We start from the raw sequence: 14,293 nt of genomic DNA, 5'->3' as shown, positions 1-14,293 counted from the left end.
GGGCCGCTCTCCGTCCTTCGTGGATACTGTATCGGCTGGTTTGCGCCGGGGTTGAGTCCCGGGGGTGTGGAACAGAAGAAATTTCCCCCTGCCGATCGGCGGGCCAAAGGAAAAACGGGCGTTTTCTCCGCAAGTTGAAGTACTTAGGATGGTCGCTCGTAAAGGGGCCTGTCCCTAAGGAGTCGTCCCGGCAGGGAAGCCGAAAGAGATCGGAAGGCATGGTCGAAGCGCGACAACACAGTCAGGCCCGGTGGTATGCCCGGTCCACGGAGGAGATCGGCCGCGAGTTCGGCGTCGTCCCGGCGCAAGGGCTGGCCGAAGACGACGCCACGCGCCGGTTATCCGTCCATGGTCGCAATGAATTGCCTGAAGCCGCCTCGCCTTCGCCCTGGCGTATGCTGGGGGCCCAATTTAGCAGCCTCATCATCTGGGTGCTGATCGGCGCCGCCCTCGTCTCGGGCCTGCTCGGCGAATGGGTCGATGCCGGCGCCATCCTCGCCATTGTGCTGCTGAACGGGCTGCTCGGATTTGTGCAGGAATACCGGGCAGAGCAGTCGTTGGCGGCGCTCAAGACCATGTCGGTGACCTATGCCCGAGTGATTCGAGCCGGCACAAGGCGCACCCTGTCTTCAACAGAGCTGGTCCCCGGCGACATCATTGATGTGGAGGCAGGAGATCATGTGCCGGCGGATGCGCGACTCATTCAGGCCGCCGCCTTCCGCACGCAGGAAGCCGCTCTGACCGGAGAGTCCACGCCAGTCGAAAAAACCAGCCTGGCCTTGGACGACGACGATGTGCCCTTGGCCGATCAACGGAACATGCTGTTCATGGGCACGACGGTTACCGGGGGCAAGGGGCGCGCCCTTATCGTCGCCACCGGCAGCGCAACTCAGCTGGGACGCATTGCGACGCTGATGACCGCGGTGCCGGTGGAGCCGACACCCCTCCAGCGGCGATTGGAGCAGTTCGGGCATGTGTTGCTGTGGCTTTCGCTGGGGATCGTGCTCGTGGTGTTCGGGCTAGGCCTGTGGCGGGGCGAGCCGGTGTTCGACATGTTTTTAACGGCCGTGAGCCTGGCGGTGGCGGCCATACCGGAAGGGCTGCCGGCCATTGTGACGACGACGCTGGCCCTGGGTGTGATGCGTATGGTGCGCCGCCATGCGTTGATCCGCCGGCTGCCGGCTGTCGAAACCTTGGGCGCGGCGACGGTGATCTGCACGGACAAGACCGGCACATTGACCAAGAATGAAATGACGGTCACACGCTTGGCGGTTGACGGCCTTGTGTGTGATGTGACCGGGGACGGATACGCGCCGGAGGGCGAGATCATCGGCGGCGATTTCCGCACGGGAGGGTTGCGAGATCTCTTGTGGAGCGCGGTATTGTGCAACGGCGCGTCGCTTCGAGCGGCAGAGGGAGGTTGGACGGTGGTGGGCGATCCCACGGAAGGCGCGTTGCTGGTTGCGGGCGGCAAGGCCGGGTGGCGGAAGGAAGACCTCGAAGTTGCCCATCCTCTCGTGGGAGAAATTCCGTTCGACTCCGAACGCAAAATGATGACCATGGTCCGCCGATCGGGCGGGCGTCCCGTAGCCTATGTGAAGGGTGCGCCGGATATCCTGCTGGGGCGGTGCGACTCGTACATGACGAGCGCGGGGGAGGTCTCGCCTCTCACAGATGCGACGCGACACTCGATTCTCTCGATCAATCAGGAGTTCGCCCAACAGGCTCTCCGGGTCGTGGCGTTGGCGCGGCGTGTGCTCGACCCGGAGCCGGCGACGTTTGAGTCGGAGGGGATTGAGCGGGAATTGGTGTTCTTGGGATTGGCGGCGATGAAGGACCCCCTGCGTCCTGAAGCCAAACAGGCGGTCGAGCGTTGCCGGTCTGCGGGAATCGTGACGGTGATGATTACCGGGGATCATAAGGAGACGGCTCTGGCCATCGGGCGCGAGGCAGGTTTTGTGAGCGGCTCGACGCAGGCCCTGTCCGGTCTGGAACTGGACGGGTTGACTGATGCGGAGTTGTCAGCGCGCGTGCGCGACGTGTCTGTCTACGCGCGGGTGTCGGCGGAGCATAAGCTTCGCATCGTCAAGGCCTGGCGCGCGCAAGGGGCGGTGGTGGCGATGACCGGCGACGGCGTGAATGATGCCCCGGCGGTGCGGGAAGCGGATATCGGGATCGCCATGGGGATGACGGGGACGGATGTGACGAAAGACGCGTCGGACATGGTCGTGACCGACGACAACTTTGCCTCCATCGCCGCGGCCGTCGAAGAGGGCCGGAGCATCTACGAGAACATCCGCAAGTCGGTGCACTATCTGCTGTCGTGCAATCTGAGTGAAGTGCTGGTGATGCTGGGGAGTACGGTGTTAGGCTGGCCGTTGCCGCTGCTTCCGATCCATATTCTCTGGATCAACCTGGTCACCGACGGGTTTCCTGCGTTGGCCCTTGCCGTCGATCCAAAGGATCCCGATGTGATGACACGCCCGCCGCGTGACCCGCAGGCGCCGCTCCTGGATCGCCAACGGTTTCTGACGGTCTGCGTTCAAGGCGCGGTGATGGCCGCGGCGACGCTGGCGATGTTCGGTATTGCCCTGTCGATCATGAACGACGAGGTGACGTTTGCCCGCACCATGACCTTTACGACGCTGGTGCTCGTTCAGTTCCTCCACGCGTTCACCTGTCGTCATGACCGGCTTTCGCTGTTTCAGATCGGGGTCGCCACCAATCGGATGCTGGTGGCCGCTGTGTTCATCTCGGCCCTGTTGCAGGCAGGGATTCTGTTGAGTCCTTGGGGGCAGGAGATTTTTCGGGTCGTTCCACTGCGGCTCGATGAATGGTGGCTGGTCGCGGGATTCGGGGTGTTGCCGTTCCTGGTGATGGAACTGTGGAAAGCCTGGAGCCGGGTGCGAAGCGGGCCGCCGCGCGGGTCTACGGTGTAAGTGTCGGCGCTGCCCAAATCGTGGTGAGAGGAGACGCCTGCCGGCTGAGGCCTACTGGTTGTGCTCCATACAGGTCCGTGATCGTCCGCAGCAGTCCGTAGTGATTCGTCAGCTCTCCGTAGCGGCCCGGTCGCACCATCGGCCCCACCAGAATCGTCGGGATGTGGTTGTCCGATTTCCCGTTGTCCTCGTCCCAGGTGATGACGAGCAGACTATTGTGTGTCTGTGCCCATTCCACGTAACGCTCGAGGCGGGCCCGGAGCCACTGGTCTGCGCGTTGAATCCGGTCGGGATCGGTGCCGTCGTGCATATCGTTCTGTTGATTGGGCACCACGATGCTGACGGTCGGCAGTGTGCTGAAGTCTGTCGGGAAATCGGTTAGCGGACGGTTGTTGGCGGCGGGGACCGTGTTGATGGGAGAGGATTGCCAGTTGACCCAGGGATTGTGTTTGCGCGCATAGGCGCCCGCGATGCACTCGATGGATCCGACAGCGGGCAGGTCTTCCGCATAACCGACGAATGTCTGTCCGGCCTGAGCCAGTGTGCTGGATAGATTGGGAACCGTCAGCGAGGTCGGGCAGGTGTTTTTGCTGACTCCGTCGATGGTTCCCGCGAAGAGAGCGATATAGTTCGGTTGGCTCGGATGGGTCACGGCATAAGAATTGGTCAGCAGGGCGCCTGTACGCGCCAGCGTATTCAAGTATGGGGCTGCCGGTGAATCGATGATTTGACCGAAGGCATGATTCTCTTCGATCACGATCACCAGATGGTCGGGTTTGGGCAATGGGGGCTGAGCTGAACCAGGCGCGGTCCAAGAGAGGAACAGTGCGGCGAAGGCGAGTGCGATGACAGGCCTGTTCATCAGGGCCTCCTGATCGATTACACCGGGAGTTCGCTGAGACGCAAGGTATAGAGGTAGTGATACAGCCCCTGCTGCGCCAGCAGCGCCGCATGGGTGCCGGATTCCACGATTTTGCCTTTATTCAGCACCAGGATGCGGTCGGCGCGTTGAATGGTGCTCAGCCGATGGGCGACGACAAAGGTTGTCCGGTTCACCATGAGTTCTTCCAGGGCTTCCTGCACCAGCCGCTCCGATTCAGTATCCAGCGCCGAGGTGGCTTCATCAAGCAACAGAATCCGGGGGTTCTTGAGAATCGCTCGCGCAATGGCGACGCGTTGCCGTTGGCCGCCGGAAAGATTGATGCCTTTTTCTCCGACGATGGTCTGATAGCCGTCCGGAAATCCCGCGATGAATTCGTGGGCATGCGCCGCCTTGCTCGCGGCGAGAATCTCTTCTTCCGTGGCGTCTTCGCGGCCATAGCGAATGTTATCGCGGATCGGACCGCCGAATAAAATTGTATCCTGAGGCACCAGCGCGATCTGCCGGTACAGGCTATCGAGCCGGACGTCTTTGACGTCATGGCCGTCTACTGTCAGCCGCCCCGAGGTCGGATCGTAAAAACGGTGCAACAGATTCATGATCGTGGTTTTTCCCGAGCCGGTCGGTCCGACGATCGCAATGAGTTCGCCGGGCTTGGCTTCGAATGACACGTCCGAGAGCACGGGCTGCCGGGCGTCATAGGCGAAGCTGAGGTGTTCCGCGCGCACATGTCCACGGACCGGAGGCAGGTCGATCGCGTTGGGTGCGTCGGCGATTTCGGCATGGGTGTCGAGAATTTCAAAGACACGCTGCATGGCGCCTTGTGCTTCCTTGATTTGGGCGAAGACGCGTGCGGCCGATCCGAATGGTCCGATCAGAATGCCGGCAAACAGGACGAAAGCGAACAGGTCGCCGGGAGACACGGTCCCGTCGATGACCTGCCTGCCTCCATACCACAGCACCATGGCGGCGGCGGCGAAAGTGACGAACGTAATCGTCGGCACGAACCACGCCATGATGGTGGCACGGCGCAAGGACAGTTCCATGGCGGTGTGTACTTGCGTCACGAATCGCTGTTCTTCCCGCTTGGTCTGCACGAAGGATTTCACGACACGGATGCCGGCAATCACTTCCTCCACTAGCGTGCTGACGGAGGCGGTTTGATCTTGAATGGTGGTCGAGAGTGCCCGCAAGCGCCGGCCGAACAGCTTGGCGACGACGACCAACAAGGGGAGCAGAACCAGGATGAGGAGGCAGAGCTGCCAGTTCATCGCAAACAAGAAGCCCGCGCCGCCGATGAAGGTGACGACCTGCTTGGCTGCGTCGATAGGGGTATCGGTGACGACGTTCTGGATCACGGTCACGTCGTTCATCAGCCGCGACATCAACTCGCCGGTCCGGCGCTTGGAGAAGAAATTCACGGACAGGGTTTGGAGATGCGCGAAGAGATGGGTCCGGAAGTCCGCCATGACCCGTTGCGACACCCAGGCCGTCAGGTAACTGTGCCCCATGGAACAAAGCCCTTGGAGCAGGACGAGGCCAAGAAGCAGCAGGATCATCTGTGCCATTCGGTCGGCATCGTGCTGCACGGTAATGACGTCCCAGAGCGTACCTCCCAGGCGCAGCAGAGCCAGGTTCACGGCGGCAACGGCCATGACCATGATGGCGGCCGCAATCATTCGGGGGACGTAAGGCTTGAGGAAGGGATAGAAGCGCTTGAACGAGAACATCGGTGTTACGACAATTGTTTCAGGGAGGCAGGCGCGTAGCGTATCACCGGTGATCGCGGCGGTACGAAGACGACATGACCTTTGCAATGAGGTGAGAGCGCTAGAGCTGAGCGATCGACTCGATCAGGTTCTTGTTGATCGCCACGAAGTCCGATCGATCCTTATCATTGATCAACACGTCAGTCAGGCTGATAAACAGCCGCTGCTCTTCGTTAATCGCATCGGACACACGATTCCGCATGGGCGGGATGAGGAAATCCCCGACGTAGACACAGTTCACCGTTCGAACGCGGATGCGAACTTTTTTTCCTTCGGGCACGGATCCCTCCGTCCATTATGTCGTGATGGGCTCAGCTCTTGCGACGCAAGAATTTCTGACGCCGGCGCAACTTCTTATACTTGTGCTTGCGCATCTTCTTCCGGCGTTTCTTGAGGACACTCGCCATACGTTCAATCTCCAACTGCTAGGCGCGGGAGTCTAGTGGGTTTCGGTTCAAAAAGCAAGTCAAGATTCTGACGAAATGTTTGCTGCCGGTTCATTCGCGGGCCTCAGCGAAGCCAGGGTGGGTGCGGACAGGGTCATTGCTTGACCTCTTTCCGCCAAGGTTCCTATACTGCGCCATGTTCAATTTTTACGTATCCCGTTCTGCCTGTCTTGTCCGACTGCTCCTGGGGTTCATGCTGATTCTCAGCGTGGGCTGTGCGGGAAAAACCATCCAATATAAAGACGATCACGACCGTCTGCTTCGGATCGATCAGGCCGTTGAGGCACTGAGGAAATCCTACGTGGAGCGGGACCGGAGCGCTTTGGAGGCGTTACTGCTACCGTCTGGAGGCCTGGATCAGGTGCAACGGGATATCCACAGCGATTTCGATACCTTCCGGGATATTCACTTGGAGTTTTCAATCGAACGCATTGTGATCGAAGGCGACAACATCGATGTGTTTATTCATTGGCAGGGCCAGTGGAAACGGGAGCCCGGCGAAGTGGGCACGCGCCAGCGAGGTCACGGGCGGTTAGCCTGGGTCGGGACGCAATCGATTTTGCTTCGAGAGGCTCAGGGCGATCTGCCATTCGGCATGGGCAGGCGGGCCAGCCTTGGCGAAGATCCCGCTCGCGGACAAGCCAAACCTTAGCCATGTCAGCCCGCAGTGCTTCTCCCAACATTGAAACAGACTTTCTCGTCGTCGGGAGCGGCGTCGCCGGTCTACGCGCGGCCATTGAACTGAGCCGCGCAGGGCGCGTGTTGATGCTGACCAAGGGGCATCCCCTGGAAAGCAATTCCATGTATGCCCAGGGCGGAGTGGCAGTCGCGCTCAGCGAGGAAGACGATGTTGGAAGCCATCTCACGGATACGTTAAAGGCCGGTCACGGACTCTGTCGTCGTGAAGCGGTGCGGGTGCTGGTCGAAGAAGGACCGGATCGCATTCAGGAACTGATCGCGTGGGGAGCGAAGTTCGACAAGATCGGCAAGCGGTTTGCGTTTACCCGCGAAGCCGCGCACAGCCGGAGCCGCATCCTCCGCGCGCGCGGCGATGCCACCGGCAACGAAATGGTGCGCGCCCTCATGGCCTATGCGGCCAGGCAGCCGCGCATTCAGCGGCTGGATCGGAGATTTACGGTCGACCTGGCGGTAGTCGACGGGCGTTGCTGCGGCGCCATTGTCTTGAACGAGATGTCGGGCGAACGCACCGTGCTGCCGGCCAGCGCGGTGGTCCTCTCCACAGGCGGAGCGGGCCAGGTCTACGCGCGCACCACGAATCCGGGGAATGCGACGGGGGACGGCATGGCGATGGCGTTGCGGGCCGGGGCGATGCTGATGGATATGGAGTTCGTGCAATTCCATCCCACGTCGCTATACCTGCCGTCGAGTCCTCCCTTTTTGCTGTCGGAGGCCATTCGCGGGGAAGGCGGGCAGCTCCGGAACATCAAGGGCGAGTTATTCATGCACCGGTATCATCCAGACGGCGCATTGGCTCCACGGGATGTGGTCTCGCGGGCGATCTGGTCGGAAATGGCCGCCACGCGCGCGCGGCATGTCTATCTGGATGTCACGCACCTGGGCGCGGCCTTTGTGAAGCGCCGGTTTCCCACGATCTATGCGACCTGCCTGCGGTATGACATCGATATGACGGAAGAGTGGATTCCTGTCTCCCCCAGCGCTCATTACATGATGGGCGGTGTGTGGACGGATGTGCATGGCGCGACGACGCTGCCCGGCCTGTATGCGGCGGGGGAGGTCGCCTGCAGCGGAGTGCATGGGGCCAATCGGTTGGCCAGCAATTCATTGCTGGAAGGATTGGTCTTCGGCATGCGGGCCGCCCAATCTGCGGTGGCTCATGCGGGGCACTTTTCCGAGCCGGTGCCGTCGCTTGAAGACCTGGAGCAGGGCCGGCCGACCGACCTCGATGATCCGGAAAAACTCCGCAGTTCGCTGCGTCGATTGATGTGGGGAAAGGTGGGGCTTGTGCGTTCGGGAGAGTCATTGATCAGTGCGTCCGCGCAACTGGTCCGCTGGATGCGTCTCCTTGGAAAACCCTTTTCCTCGCGCGCCGCCTTGGAGGTGAAGAACATGGTGCAGGTGGCGCGCTGCATCACGGATGCGGCCTTGTGGCGGGAGAATAGCGTCGGTGCCCACTATCGGTCGGATTTTCCCGAAGCCAGGAGGCAAGGGTGGAAGCAGCATAGCCAGTTACGGTTGGGGGATGGGCAGATTATCGGGATGCCGTCGAAGGAGCGAGACCTCGTCCTGGCGACCGAGGCGCCGCCGAGCCGTAGGCCCGGGAAGAAGAAGACCGCGCGTTCATGAGAAACGTGCGATAGTGCCCGAGGACTTTGAGGACATACTGCCGCGTTTCCGGAATCGGAGGAAGCCCCCGGTAGCGCTCCACCGCATGTTCTCCCGCATTGTAGGCCGCCAGGGCCAGCGGCAGATTGCCGTTAAACCGGTCCAGCAGTTGCCGTAAGTACTTCGTGCCCCCGCCGATATTGTCATCCGGATTGTACGAATCCCGCACATCGAAGCGCATGGCTGTCTGGGGCATCAGTTGCATTAACCCGACGGCGCCCGCATGAGAAACGGCCAGCGGATCGAAGTCCGACTCTGTTTTGATCACGGCTCTGATCAACGCCGGATGCAGGCGATGGGCGCGGGAATGTCGGGCGATCACCGGATCCAATTCACGGTCGGAGATGATGCTGCGGGAGCGAGGCAGTTCGGACATCACGCGTTTATATCGCGGATCATTCGGCACATTGGTTAAGGAAATGGTGCCGTTGGCATCAATATATTGGTAGACCTCGGCCCGCCCCGGAGAAACGGTTAGCAGCACGATTGCAGACAGGAGGAGGCTCGGCGTGATGCGGGTGTAAAGAGACATCGTGGTTGAGACGCCTGGGCCGGTGTGGCGTTCACTGTCGTTGATTCAACCGTAGCAGCTGACCTCCTGCCTGTCAAAAACGGCGGGTCCTGTTCTGTGGCCGGAAAGATTTCTCAACGCACGGATAAATATAGAAATATTGCGGAATGTCAGGCGGGGAGCGGTTCGAGGAATCTGTGGCGACTGGCGGCGAATCGCGCCTGAATCCGTCCGGTGAGGGGGCCGGGTCGGCCGTCACTGATAGGAAAGGCGTCGACCCATGAAACCGGCATGACTTCCATGCTGGTATTCGTCAGAAAGCATTCAGTGGCCTGGCTCAGGTCTGCCAGGTGGTAGTGTCCTTCCTTGACGGGCAGACCTTCCTCCTCGGCCAGCATCATGACAATCGCCCTCGTGATGCCGTCTAAAATACCGCAGTCCATGGCAGGGGTATGCACGGCGCCGTTCGAGATGAAAAAGAGATTACTGATGGTGCATTCAGTCAGTTCATCTCTCCAATTGAGAAGCAGGCTGTCGAAGGTGCCGGCCGCGATGGATTCGCGTTTGGCCAGAATGTTATTGAGGAAATTCGTGGATTTGATCTGCGGGGACAAGGCGGCCGGAAGATTCCGTCTGGTCTGTGCGACGGTCAACGAAACTCCGTCGCGCAAAAGCTGTGCCGATGGCGGATGGAGCGCCTTCGCCAGAATGACCACTGTTGGACGCGGACAGAGCGCGGGATCCAAGCCGATCTCTCCTTCGCCGCGTGAGATCGTCACGCGGAGATAGGCATCGACGCGATCGTTACCGACTGCATTGCGGCGCATGGCCTCATGGAGCAGATCCGGCCACTGCGCGTCTGGAATGGGGATCGTGAGTCCGATGGCCTCCGCCGAGCGCCGGAGCCGGGCCAGATGTTGGTCGCGCATGAAAATGCGAGGGCCGTAGGAGCGAAGGGTTTCGTAGACTCCGTCGCCATAGAGAAATCCATGATCAAACACCGAGACGACGGCTTCTTCTTTGGGCACGAATCGATCATTGAGAAACACCCACATCAGCGGTCAGCCTCCAGGATGGTAAAAAAGGCGCCCGCCTTGGCGAGCGTTTCGTCGTATTCGCGATCGGGATCCGAATCGGCCACAATGCCGGCGCCGACCTGCAAGTAGCCTCTGTTTTTTGTCAGGATCAGTGTCCGAATGAGGATGTTCAGGTCCAAGTCCCCGCTCCAGCTGAAGTAGCCCAGCGCTCCGGTATAGAGGCCGCGGCGCACCGGTTCCAGCTCCTCGATGATCTCCATGCAGCGGAGTTTGGGCACGCCGGTGATCGTTCCGCCCGGAAAGACAGCCTGGACGAGGTCGAAGGGCGAAGTGCCCGGTCGTAGCGCTCCAACTACCTCTGATACCAAATGGCTGACATGGGAGTACTGCTCGATGGTCATGAATTCGTCCACCCGGACGGAGCCGTACCGGCAGACCTTTCCGAGATCGTTCCGTTCCAGATCGACCAGCATGACATGTTCCGCTCGTTCCTTGGGGCTCGCCAAAAGCTCGGCCCGCAGTGTGAGGTCTTGCGGCTGCCCCTCTCCCCGGGGCCTGGTGCCGGCAATAGGTCTCGTATCGGCCCGTGAACCGGTTAATCGCACGAGTCGTTCGGGAGAGCTGCTGACGAGGCTGAGCTCGGGGAATCGCACGAGCCCTGCAAAGGGAGACGGGTTCACGCGGCGAAGGCGTCCGTAGAGATCCCTGGCATATTGATCCAGCTCCGAGGCCGACCAGGCAGCGTCGAGATCGAGAGTGAAGCGATGAGAAAGATTGGCCTGATAGATGTCGCCGGCAGCGATGTACTCCTGACATCGGCGGACGCGAGCCGTATAGGCATCCCGCGATTGGCTGGGTACAAAGCTGGTTGGTGCGGGCCTGGTCAGGGCAGATCGAGGGGGGAGTGAGCTCGTCAGGCGCGCCTCCAGTTCGGCCAGCCGGTCGCAGCCTTCGCGAAACAGTTTTTCTCGGGGTTCCGCACGAAATCGTGACAAAGGAGGACAGTACATTAGAAAGAGCTGATTCGTATGGTGATCCACCGAGGCTACGAGATCGAAGAAGGCCATATGCAGATCTGGATGGCCGAGATCGTCAGCGGCCAGGGTGGGCAGCGATTCGAATGATCGGGCGAGATCATAGCTGAGGTACCCGACCGCGCCCCCAAAAAACGGTGGCAGGCCGGCTGGCAGGGGAATCGTCGAATCCGCAAAGGCCTGCTGGAAGGCATCGAACACAGAGCCATGACAGGTATTCACCTGCTCCCCGGTGTTCCATTGATAGTCTTGGGCACGGCCGGTCAAGGTCAGATAAGGATGGCTGCCGAAGAACGAATAGCGCGCGGTCGCATTGGTGCCGTTCCCGCTCTCCAGAAGAAAGGAGGGGAAGTCTGTGAGGGCCAGGCGTTGATAGAGCTCGAAGACATCGGCTTTCGGGTGGGGGCGAACTACGACAAGGGGCTGCGGGGGCCCGCTGAGAAATGTGTGATGCGATAATTCGGTCATCGATGTGTCATTCATGGAGGGTTGTGCCCAGGAAAAGACTATACCGCATCATGAGGCCTGGTCATAGCAGGCCAACTTCTTGACAAGCCCCCAGCGAATTTGCTTGAATGGCGCGCCCGCCGATGGGTGCACTCTCTCCGACTGCGCTGAGGAGTGCCGCGCGTGAGCACGTGATGCCCCCCTCTCAGGATCCGTTATATGCGGGGCTCGGGCAGGCTGTCCGGATTGGGACGGAACTGCTCGCTGCGTTGATTGTCGGCGGAGGATTGGGCTGGGTCATCGACACCTATCTGCTGGATTCCAATCCCTGGGGACTGGTCGCAGGCTTAGGATTGGGGGCCGCCGCCGGTATCCGGAATGCCTATCGATCGGCCCAACGATGGCAGAGTTAACCTGAATCGTCTGACGCAAAAAGGATCATTGTGGAAGAAAGTCCGCTACATGCATTCGAATTGCACGATCTGATTCCGCTCGTGCCCGCCGGTATCGATATCTCCATCAACAAAGCGGTCATCCTCATGTGGGTGGTGGTCGGTCTGGTGGCCTTCCTGATGATCTCTGCCGCCGCTGCCCGTAAGTTGGTTCCCGGCAAATTGCAGAACATGGCCGAATTGATCGTCGAGTTCATTCGCGGGATTATTCTGGACACCATGGGTGAGGCGGGCATGAAATATTTCCCCCTGATTGCCACGCTGTTCCTCTTTATTCTCTTCGCGAATTTGCTCGGATTGATTCCAGGGTCCTATACCGTCACCAGCCAGATTATCGTCACCGCGGTGTTTGCAGTGGGGATTTACGGGCTGAGCCTGGTCCTGGGATTTTCGCTGCATGGCATGAAATTCCTCGGTATTCTCGTGCCGCCGGGAACGCCGGGTTGGTTGCTGCCGCTCATGATTCCGATTGAGCTGATCAGCCAACTGGCGCGGCCCATTTCACTGGCGGTGCGGTTGTTCGCAAATATGACGGCCGGCCACGTGATTTTAGGCGTGCTGTTCGGATTGGCTATCAGTGGTGGATTGCTGATTGGATGGTTGCCGTTTGCCTTCACGATTGCGATGAATGGCCTCGAAGTCGGCATTGCGTTTATTCAAGCCTATATCTTCACCGTGCTGAGCTGTGTCTATTTAGGGGATGCCGTGACTTTGCACGGTCATAGCGAGCACGCACATTAGGTCGAGTGGTCTATAAACGGAGGAGAGGACACACAATGGATGCAGCAGCAGCAGCGTTGGTCGGCATGGGGTTGGCGGCGGCAGGTTTTGCCGGAGCCGGCGTGGGAATCGGGTACATCTTCGGAAAAATGATTGAGGCCGTGGCTCGCCAGCCGGAAGCGGAAGGCCGCGTCGGGAAGTACATGTGGATTGGTTTCGCGTTGGTCGAAGCCATCGCCTTGTACGGGTTGGTCATTGCGTTCATCATCATGGGCTTGCGCAAGTAGCGCATAGACGGTCGAACCTGGCGGCATGCCCGGCTCAGAACCCTCAACTCATTTGGGTAACAGACTATGCCTCAATTTGAATCGCATTTCTTTTCGTCGTTGATCTTCTGGGAGATTCTCTCCTTCGGCATTCTCTTCTTTCTGCTCTACAAGTATGCGTTCCCGAGCTTGCTGGCCATGCTGGAAGAGCGTGAGAAAAAGATCAAGGACAGTCTCGATCAAGCCGAACGCCACCGTTCAGAGGCTGAGCGCAAGCTCAAGGAATACGAAGCCAAGCTGGCGACGGCGGCCAAAGACGCGGATGCCTTGTTGGCGCAGGCCAAAGAGCGCGCGGCGCGGTTGATGGAAGAGAACGAGCAGCGTATGACGGCGGATGCGGAGCGAATCAAGGGCGACGCGACTCGCGAGATCGAGGCTGAACGCCGCAAGGCTATTCAGGACATCCGCTCACAAACGACAGATTTAGCGATGATGGTCGCGGAGAAAGTTGTCGGGCGGGCCTTGACGGATGGCGATCATCGTCGTCTGGCGGACGAAGCCCTTGACGCGCTCGCGAAGACCTACCAGAGCCGGAACTAGTGTTCTGCCGCCGGGGGGGTGAAACTTACGCCTCCCTGGCGATATCCTTCCAAGTCCACCGTCACGAAACGATACCCTACCTGTTTCAGGCTCTCGACAAGCCGTTCGCGGCAACCGGTTTCCAGTAATTTCGGCAGGTCTTCCACTGCTAACTCAATCCTTGCCAGTTCGCCGTAGTCTCGCACGCGGCAGTGGCGGAAGCCTTCCTGGATCAACGCGGCTTCCGCATGCTCTACGCGCGAAAGTGTGCTTCGGGTGATGGTGATTCCTCGCGGTACGCGCGAGGAGAGGCAGGCAGCGGCCGGTTTATCCCAGTTGGAGAGTCCTAGCTCACGGGCGGCTTCGCGGATGTCGGCCTTCGTGAATCCGGCTTCCAGCAATGGGCTGCGCACACCCCACTCGCGGGCGGCCTTCAGGCCGGGGCGATCGTCTCCCAGATCGTCGACGTTGGTGCCATCTACGATACACATCGTTGTGTATTCATGTCTGAGCCTGCCTAACAGCGAATAGAGGTCGGTCTTGCAATGATAGCAGCGGGTGGCATCATTGCGGACAAACTCGGGAATCTGCAGTTGATCCGTTTCGACGATACGATGAGCGGCGCCGATTTCTGCGGCAATCTGCTGCGTCCCTTCCAGTTCAGAAGCAGGGAGTGTGGGGGAGACAGCGGTGACGCCGATGGCCTGCGCACCCAATGCATCATGGGCCAGTTTGAGGACCAACGTGCTGTCGATGCCTCCGGAGAACGCCACGATGACTGAGCCCATCTCTCGCAGGAGCTGCCTTGCGCGGGAGACTTTCTCGGTGGGTGGCGTGGTGGAAACCATG

The 14,293-nt window shown here is 60.0% G+C and carries 15 protein-coding genes; 7 read left to right on the top strand and 8 right to left on the bottom strand.

Translation table 11 applies throughout. The features are described from left to right. Positions 1-218 precede the first annotated feature (218 nt). Complete coding sequence (locus GDA65_00845) at positions 219-2,939, top strand: HAD-IC family P-type ATPase (GenBank protein MBA5861245.1); 2,721 nt, start codon at positions 219-221, stop codon at positions 2,937-2,939. On the opposite strand, the gene GDA65_00840 is transcribed toward GDA65_00845, so the two are convergent. The 4 genes from GDA65_00840 to GDA65_00825 form a co-directional block, all read right to left on the bottom strand. Then, the gene (locus tag GDA65_00840; GenBank protein MBA5861244.1) at positions 2,929-3,765 is read right to left on the bottom strand and encodes an acid phosphatase; all 837 of its coding nucleotides are present in this window, start codon (positions 3,763-3,765) and stop codon (positions 2,929-2,931) included. The two genes, GDA65_00845 and GDA65_00840, sit on opposite strands and share 11 nt — an antisense overlap. 53 nt (positions 3,766-3,818) lie before the next feature. Then, positions 3,819-5,549, bottom strand: a complete 1,731-nt coding sequence (locus GDA65_00835) for an ATP-binding cassette domain-containing protein (GenBank protein ID MBA5861243.1) — start codon at positions 5,547-5,549, stop codon at positions 3,819-3,821. Positions 5,550-5,649: 100 nt separating this feature from the next. Then, positions 5,650-5,868 carry a hypothetical protein gene (locus GDA65_00830; protein MBA5861242.1) on the bottom strand — a complete coding sequence of 73 codons (219 nt, stop codon included), beginning with the start codon at positions 5,866-5,868 and terminating at the stop codon, positions 5,650-5,652. Between the two features lie 31 nt (positions 5,869-5,899). Next, positions 5,900-5,995, bottom strand: a complete 96-nt coding sequence (locus GDA65_00825; GenBank protein ID MBA5861241.1) for an AURKAIP1/COX24 domain-containing protein — start codon at positions 5,993-5,995, stop codon at positions 5,900-5,902. 175 nt (positions 5,996-6,170) lie between these two features. Between GDA65_00825 and GDA65_00820 the strand changes: the two genes are divergently transcribed. Continuing rightward, on the top strand, positions 6,171-6,686 hold the full coding sequence (locus tag GDA65_00820) for a hypothetical protein (protein ID MBA5861240.1): 516 nt from the start codon (positions 6,171-6,173) through the stop codon (positions 6,684-6,686). Positions 6,687-6,688: 2 nt separating this feature from the next. Next, positions 6,689-8,359, top strand: coding sequence for an L-aspartate oxidase (gene nadB / locus GDA65_00815; protein MBA5861239.1), 1,671 nt, complete (start codon positions 6,689-6,691; stop codon positions 8,357-8,359). On the opposite strand, the gene GDA65_00810 is transcribed toward nadB, so the two are convergent. From GDA65_00810 to GDA65_00800, 3 genes are all read right to left on the bottom strand, one after another. Continuing rightward, entirely contained in the window at positions 8,265-8,930 is a 666-nt protein-coding gene (locus tag GDA65_00810) for a transglycosylase SLT domain-containing protein (protein MBA5861238.1), read from the bottom strand. The genes nadB and GDA65_00810 overlap by 95 nt on opposite strands. A 149-nt stretch (positions 8,931-9,079) precedes the next feature. Next, complete coding sequence (locus GDA65_00805) at positions 9,080-9,964, bottom strand: branched-chain amino acid aminotransferase (GenBank protein MBA5861237.1); 885 nt, start codon at positions 9,962-9,964, stop codon at positions 9,080-9,082. Continuing rightward, positions 9,964-11,463: a hypothetical protein gene (locus GDA65_00800; GenBank protein ID MBA5861236.1), complete on the bottom strand. Its 1,500-nt coding sequence runs from the start codon at positions 11,461-11,463 to the stop codon at positions 9,964-9,966. The genes GDA65_00805 and GDA65_00800 overlap by 1 nt, the downstream gene beginning before the upstream one ends. A 92-nt stretch (positions 11,464-11,555) precedes the next feature. Between GDA65_00800 and GDA65_00795 the strand changes: the two genes are divergently transcribed. The 4 genes from GDA65_00795 to atpF all read left to right on the top strand — a co-directional run bounded on the left by GDA65_00795 (position 11,556) and on the right by atpF (position 13,465). Beyond that, positions 11,556-11,840 carry a hypothetical protein gene (locus GDA65_00795; protein MBA5861235.1) on the top strand — a complete coding sequence of 95 codons (285 nt, stop codon included), beginning with the start codon at positions 11,556-11,558 and terminating at the stop codon, positions 11,838-11,840. 30 nt (positions 11,841-11,870) lie between these two features. Next, on the top strand, positions 11,871-12,620 hold the full coding sequence (locus tag GDA65_00790) for a F0F1 ATP synthase subunit A (GenBank protein ID MBA5861234.1): 750 nt from the start codon (positions 11,871-11,873) through the stop codon (positions 12,618-12,620). A 35-nt stretch (positions 12,621-12,655) separates the two neighbouring features. Next, complete coding sequence (gene atpE, locus GDA65_00785; GenBank protein MBA5861233.1) at positions 12,656-12,886, top strand: ATP synthase F0 subunit C; 231 nt, start codon at positions 12,656-12,658, stop codon at positions 12,884-12,886. Between the two features lie 66 nt (positions 12,887-12,952). Next, positions 12,953-13,465 (top strand): F0F1 ATP synthase subunit B, encoded by a 513-nt coding sequence (gene atpF, locus GDA65_00780; GenBank protein MBA5861232.1) that lies wholly within the window; start codon positions 12,953-12,955, stop codon positions 13,463-13,465. Here the strand turns inward: atpF and larE are convergent. Next, entirely contained in the window at positions 13,462-14,292 is an 831-nt protein-coding gene (larE, locus tag GDA65_00775) for an ATP-dependent sacrificial sulfur transferase LarE (protein MBA5861231.1), read from the bottom strand. The two genes, atpF and larE, sit on opposite strands and share 4 nt — an antisense overlap. Between the last annotated feature and the right edge of the window lies 1 nt (position 14,293).

The organism is Nitrospira sp. CR1.1, from assembly GCA_014055465.1.
Classification (GTDB): Bacteria; Nitrospirota; Nitrospiria; order Nitrospirales; family Nitrospiraceae; genus Nitrospira_A.
Note: the sequence above shows the minus strand (reverse complement) of the source record. Positions and strands in the feature narration are given on the sequence as shown.

What these genes read in the sequence shown, in the direction of transcription:
- GDA65_00845 (MBA5861245.1), top strand. Translation starts at nt 219, where the DNA reads ATGGTCGAAGCGCGACAACACAGTCAGGCCCGGTGGTATGCCCGGTCC.
- GDA65_00835 (MBA5861243.1), bottom strand. Translation starts at nt 5,549, where the DNA reads ATGTTCTCGTTCAAGCGCTTCTATCCCTTCCTCAAGCCTTACGTCCCC.
- GDA65_00825 (MBA5861241.1), bottom strand. Translation starts at nt 5,995, where the DNA reads ATGGCGAGTGTCCTCAAGAAACGCCGGAAGAAGATGCGCAAGCACAAG.
- GDA65_00820 (MBA5861240.1), top strand. Translation starts at nt 6,171, where the DNA reads ATGTTCAATTTTTACGTATCCCGTTCTGCCTGTCTTGTCCGACTGCTC.
- nadB (MBA5861239.1), top strand. Translation starts at nt 6,689, where the DNA reads ATGTCAGCCCGCAGTGCTTCTCCCAACATTGAAACAGACTTTCTCGTC.
- GDA65_00810 (MBA5861238.1), bottom strand. Translation starts at nt 8,930, where the DNA reads ATGTCTCTTTACACCCGCATCACGCCGAGCCTCCTCCTGTCTGCAATC.
- GDA65_00805 (MBA5861237.1), bottom strand. Translation starts at nt 9,964, where the DNA reads ATGTGGGTGTTTCTCAATGATCGATTCGTGCCCAAAGAAGAAGCCGTC.
- GDA65_00800 (MBA5861236.1), bottom strand. Translation starts at nt 11,463, where the DNA reads ATGAATGACACATCGATGACCGAATTATCGCATCACACATTTCTCAGC.
- GDA65_00795 (MBA5861235.1), top strand. Translation starts at nt 11,556, where the DNA reads ATGGCGCGCCCGCCGATGGGTGCACTCTCTCCGACTGCGCTGAGGAGT.
- atpE (MBA5861233.1), top strand. Translation starts at nt 12,656, where the DNA reads ATGGATGCAGCAGCAGCAGCGTTGGTCGGCATGGGGTTGGCGGCGGCA.
- atpF (MBA5861232.1), top strand. Translation starts at nt 12,953, where the DNA reads ATGCCTCAATTTGAATCGCATTTCTTTTCGTCGTTGATCTTCTGGGAG.
- larE (MBA5861231.1), bottom strand. Translation starts at nt 14,292, where the DNA reads ATGGTTTCCACCACGCCACCCACCGAGAAAGTCTCCCGCGCAAGGCAG.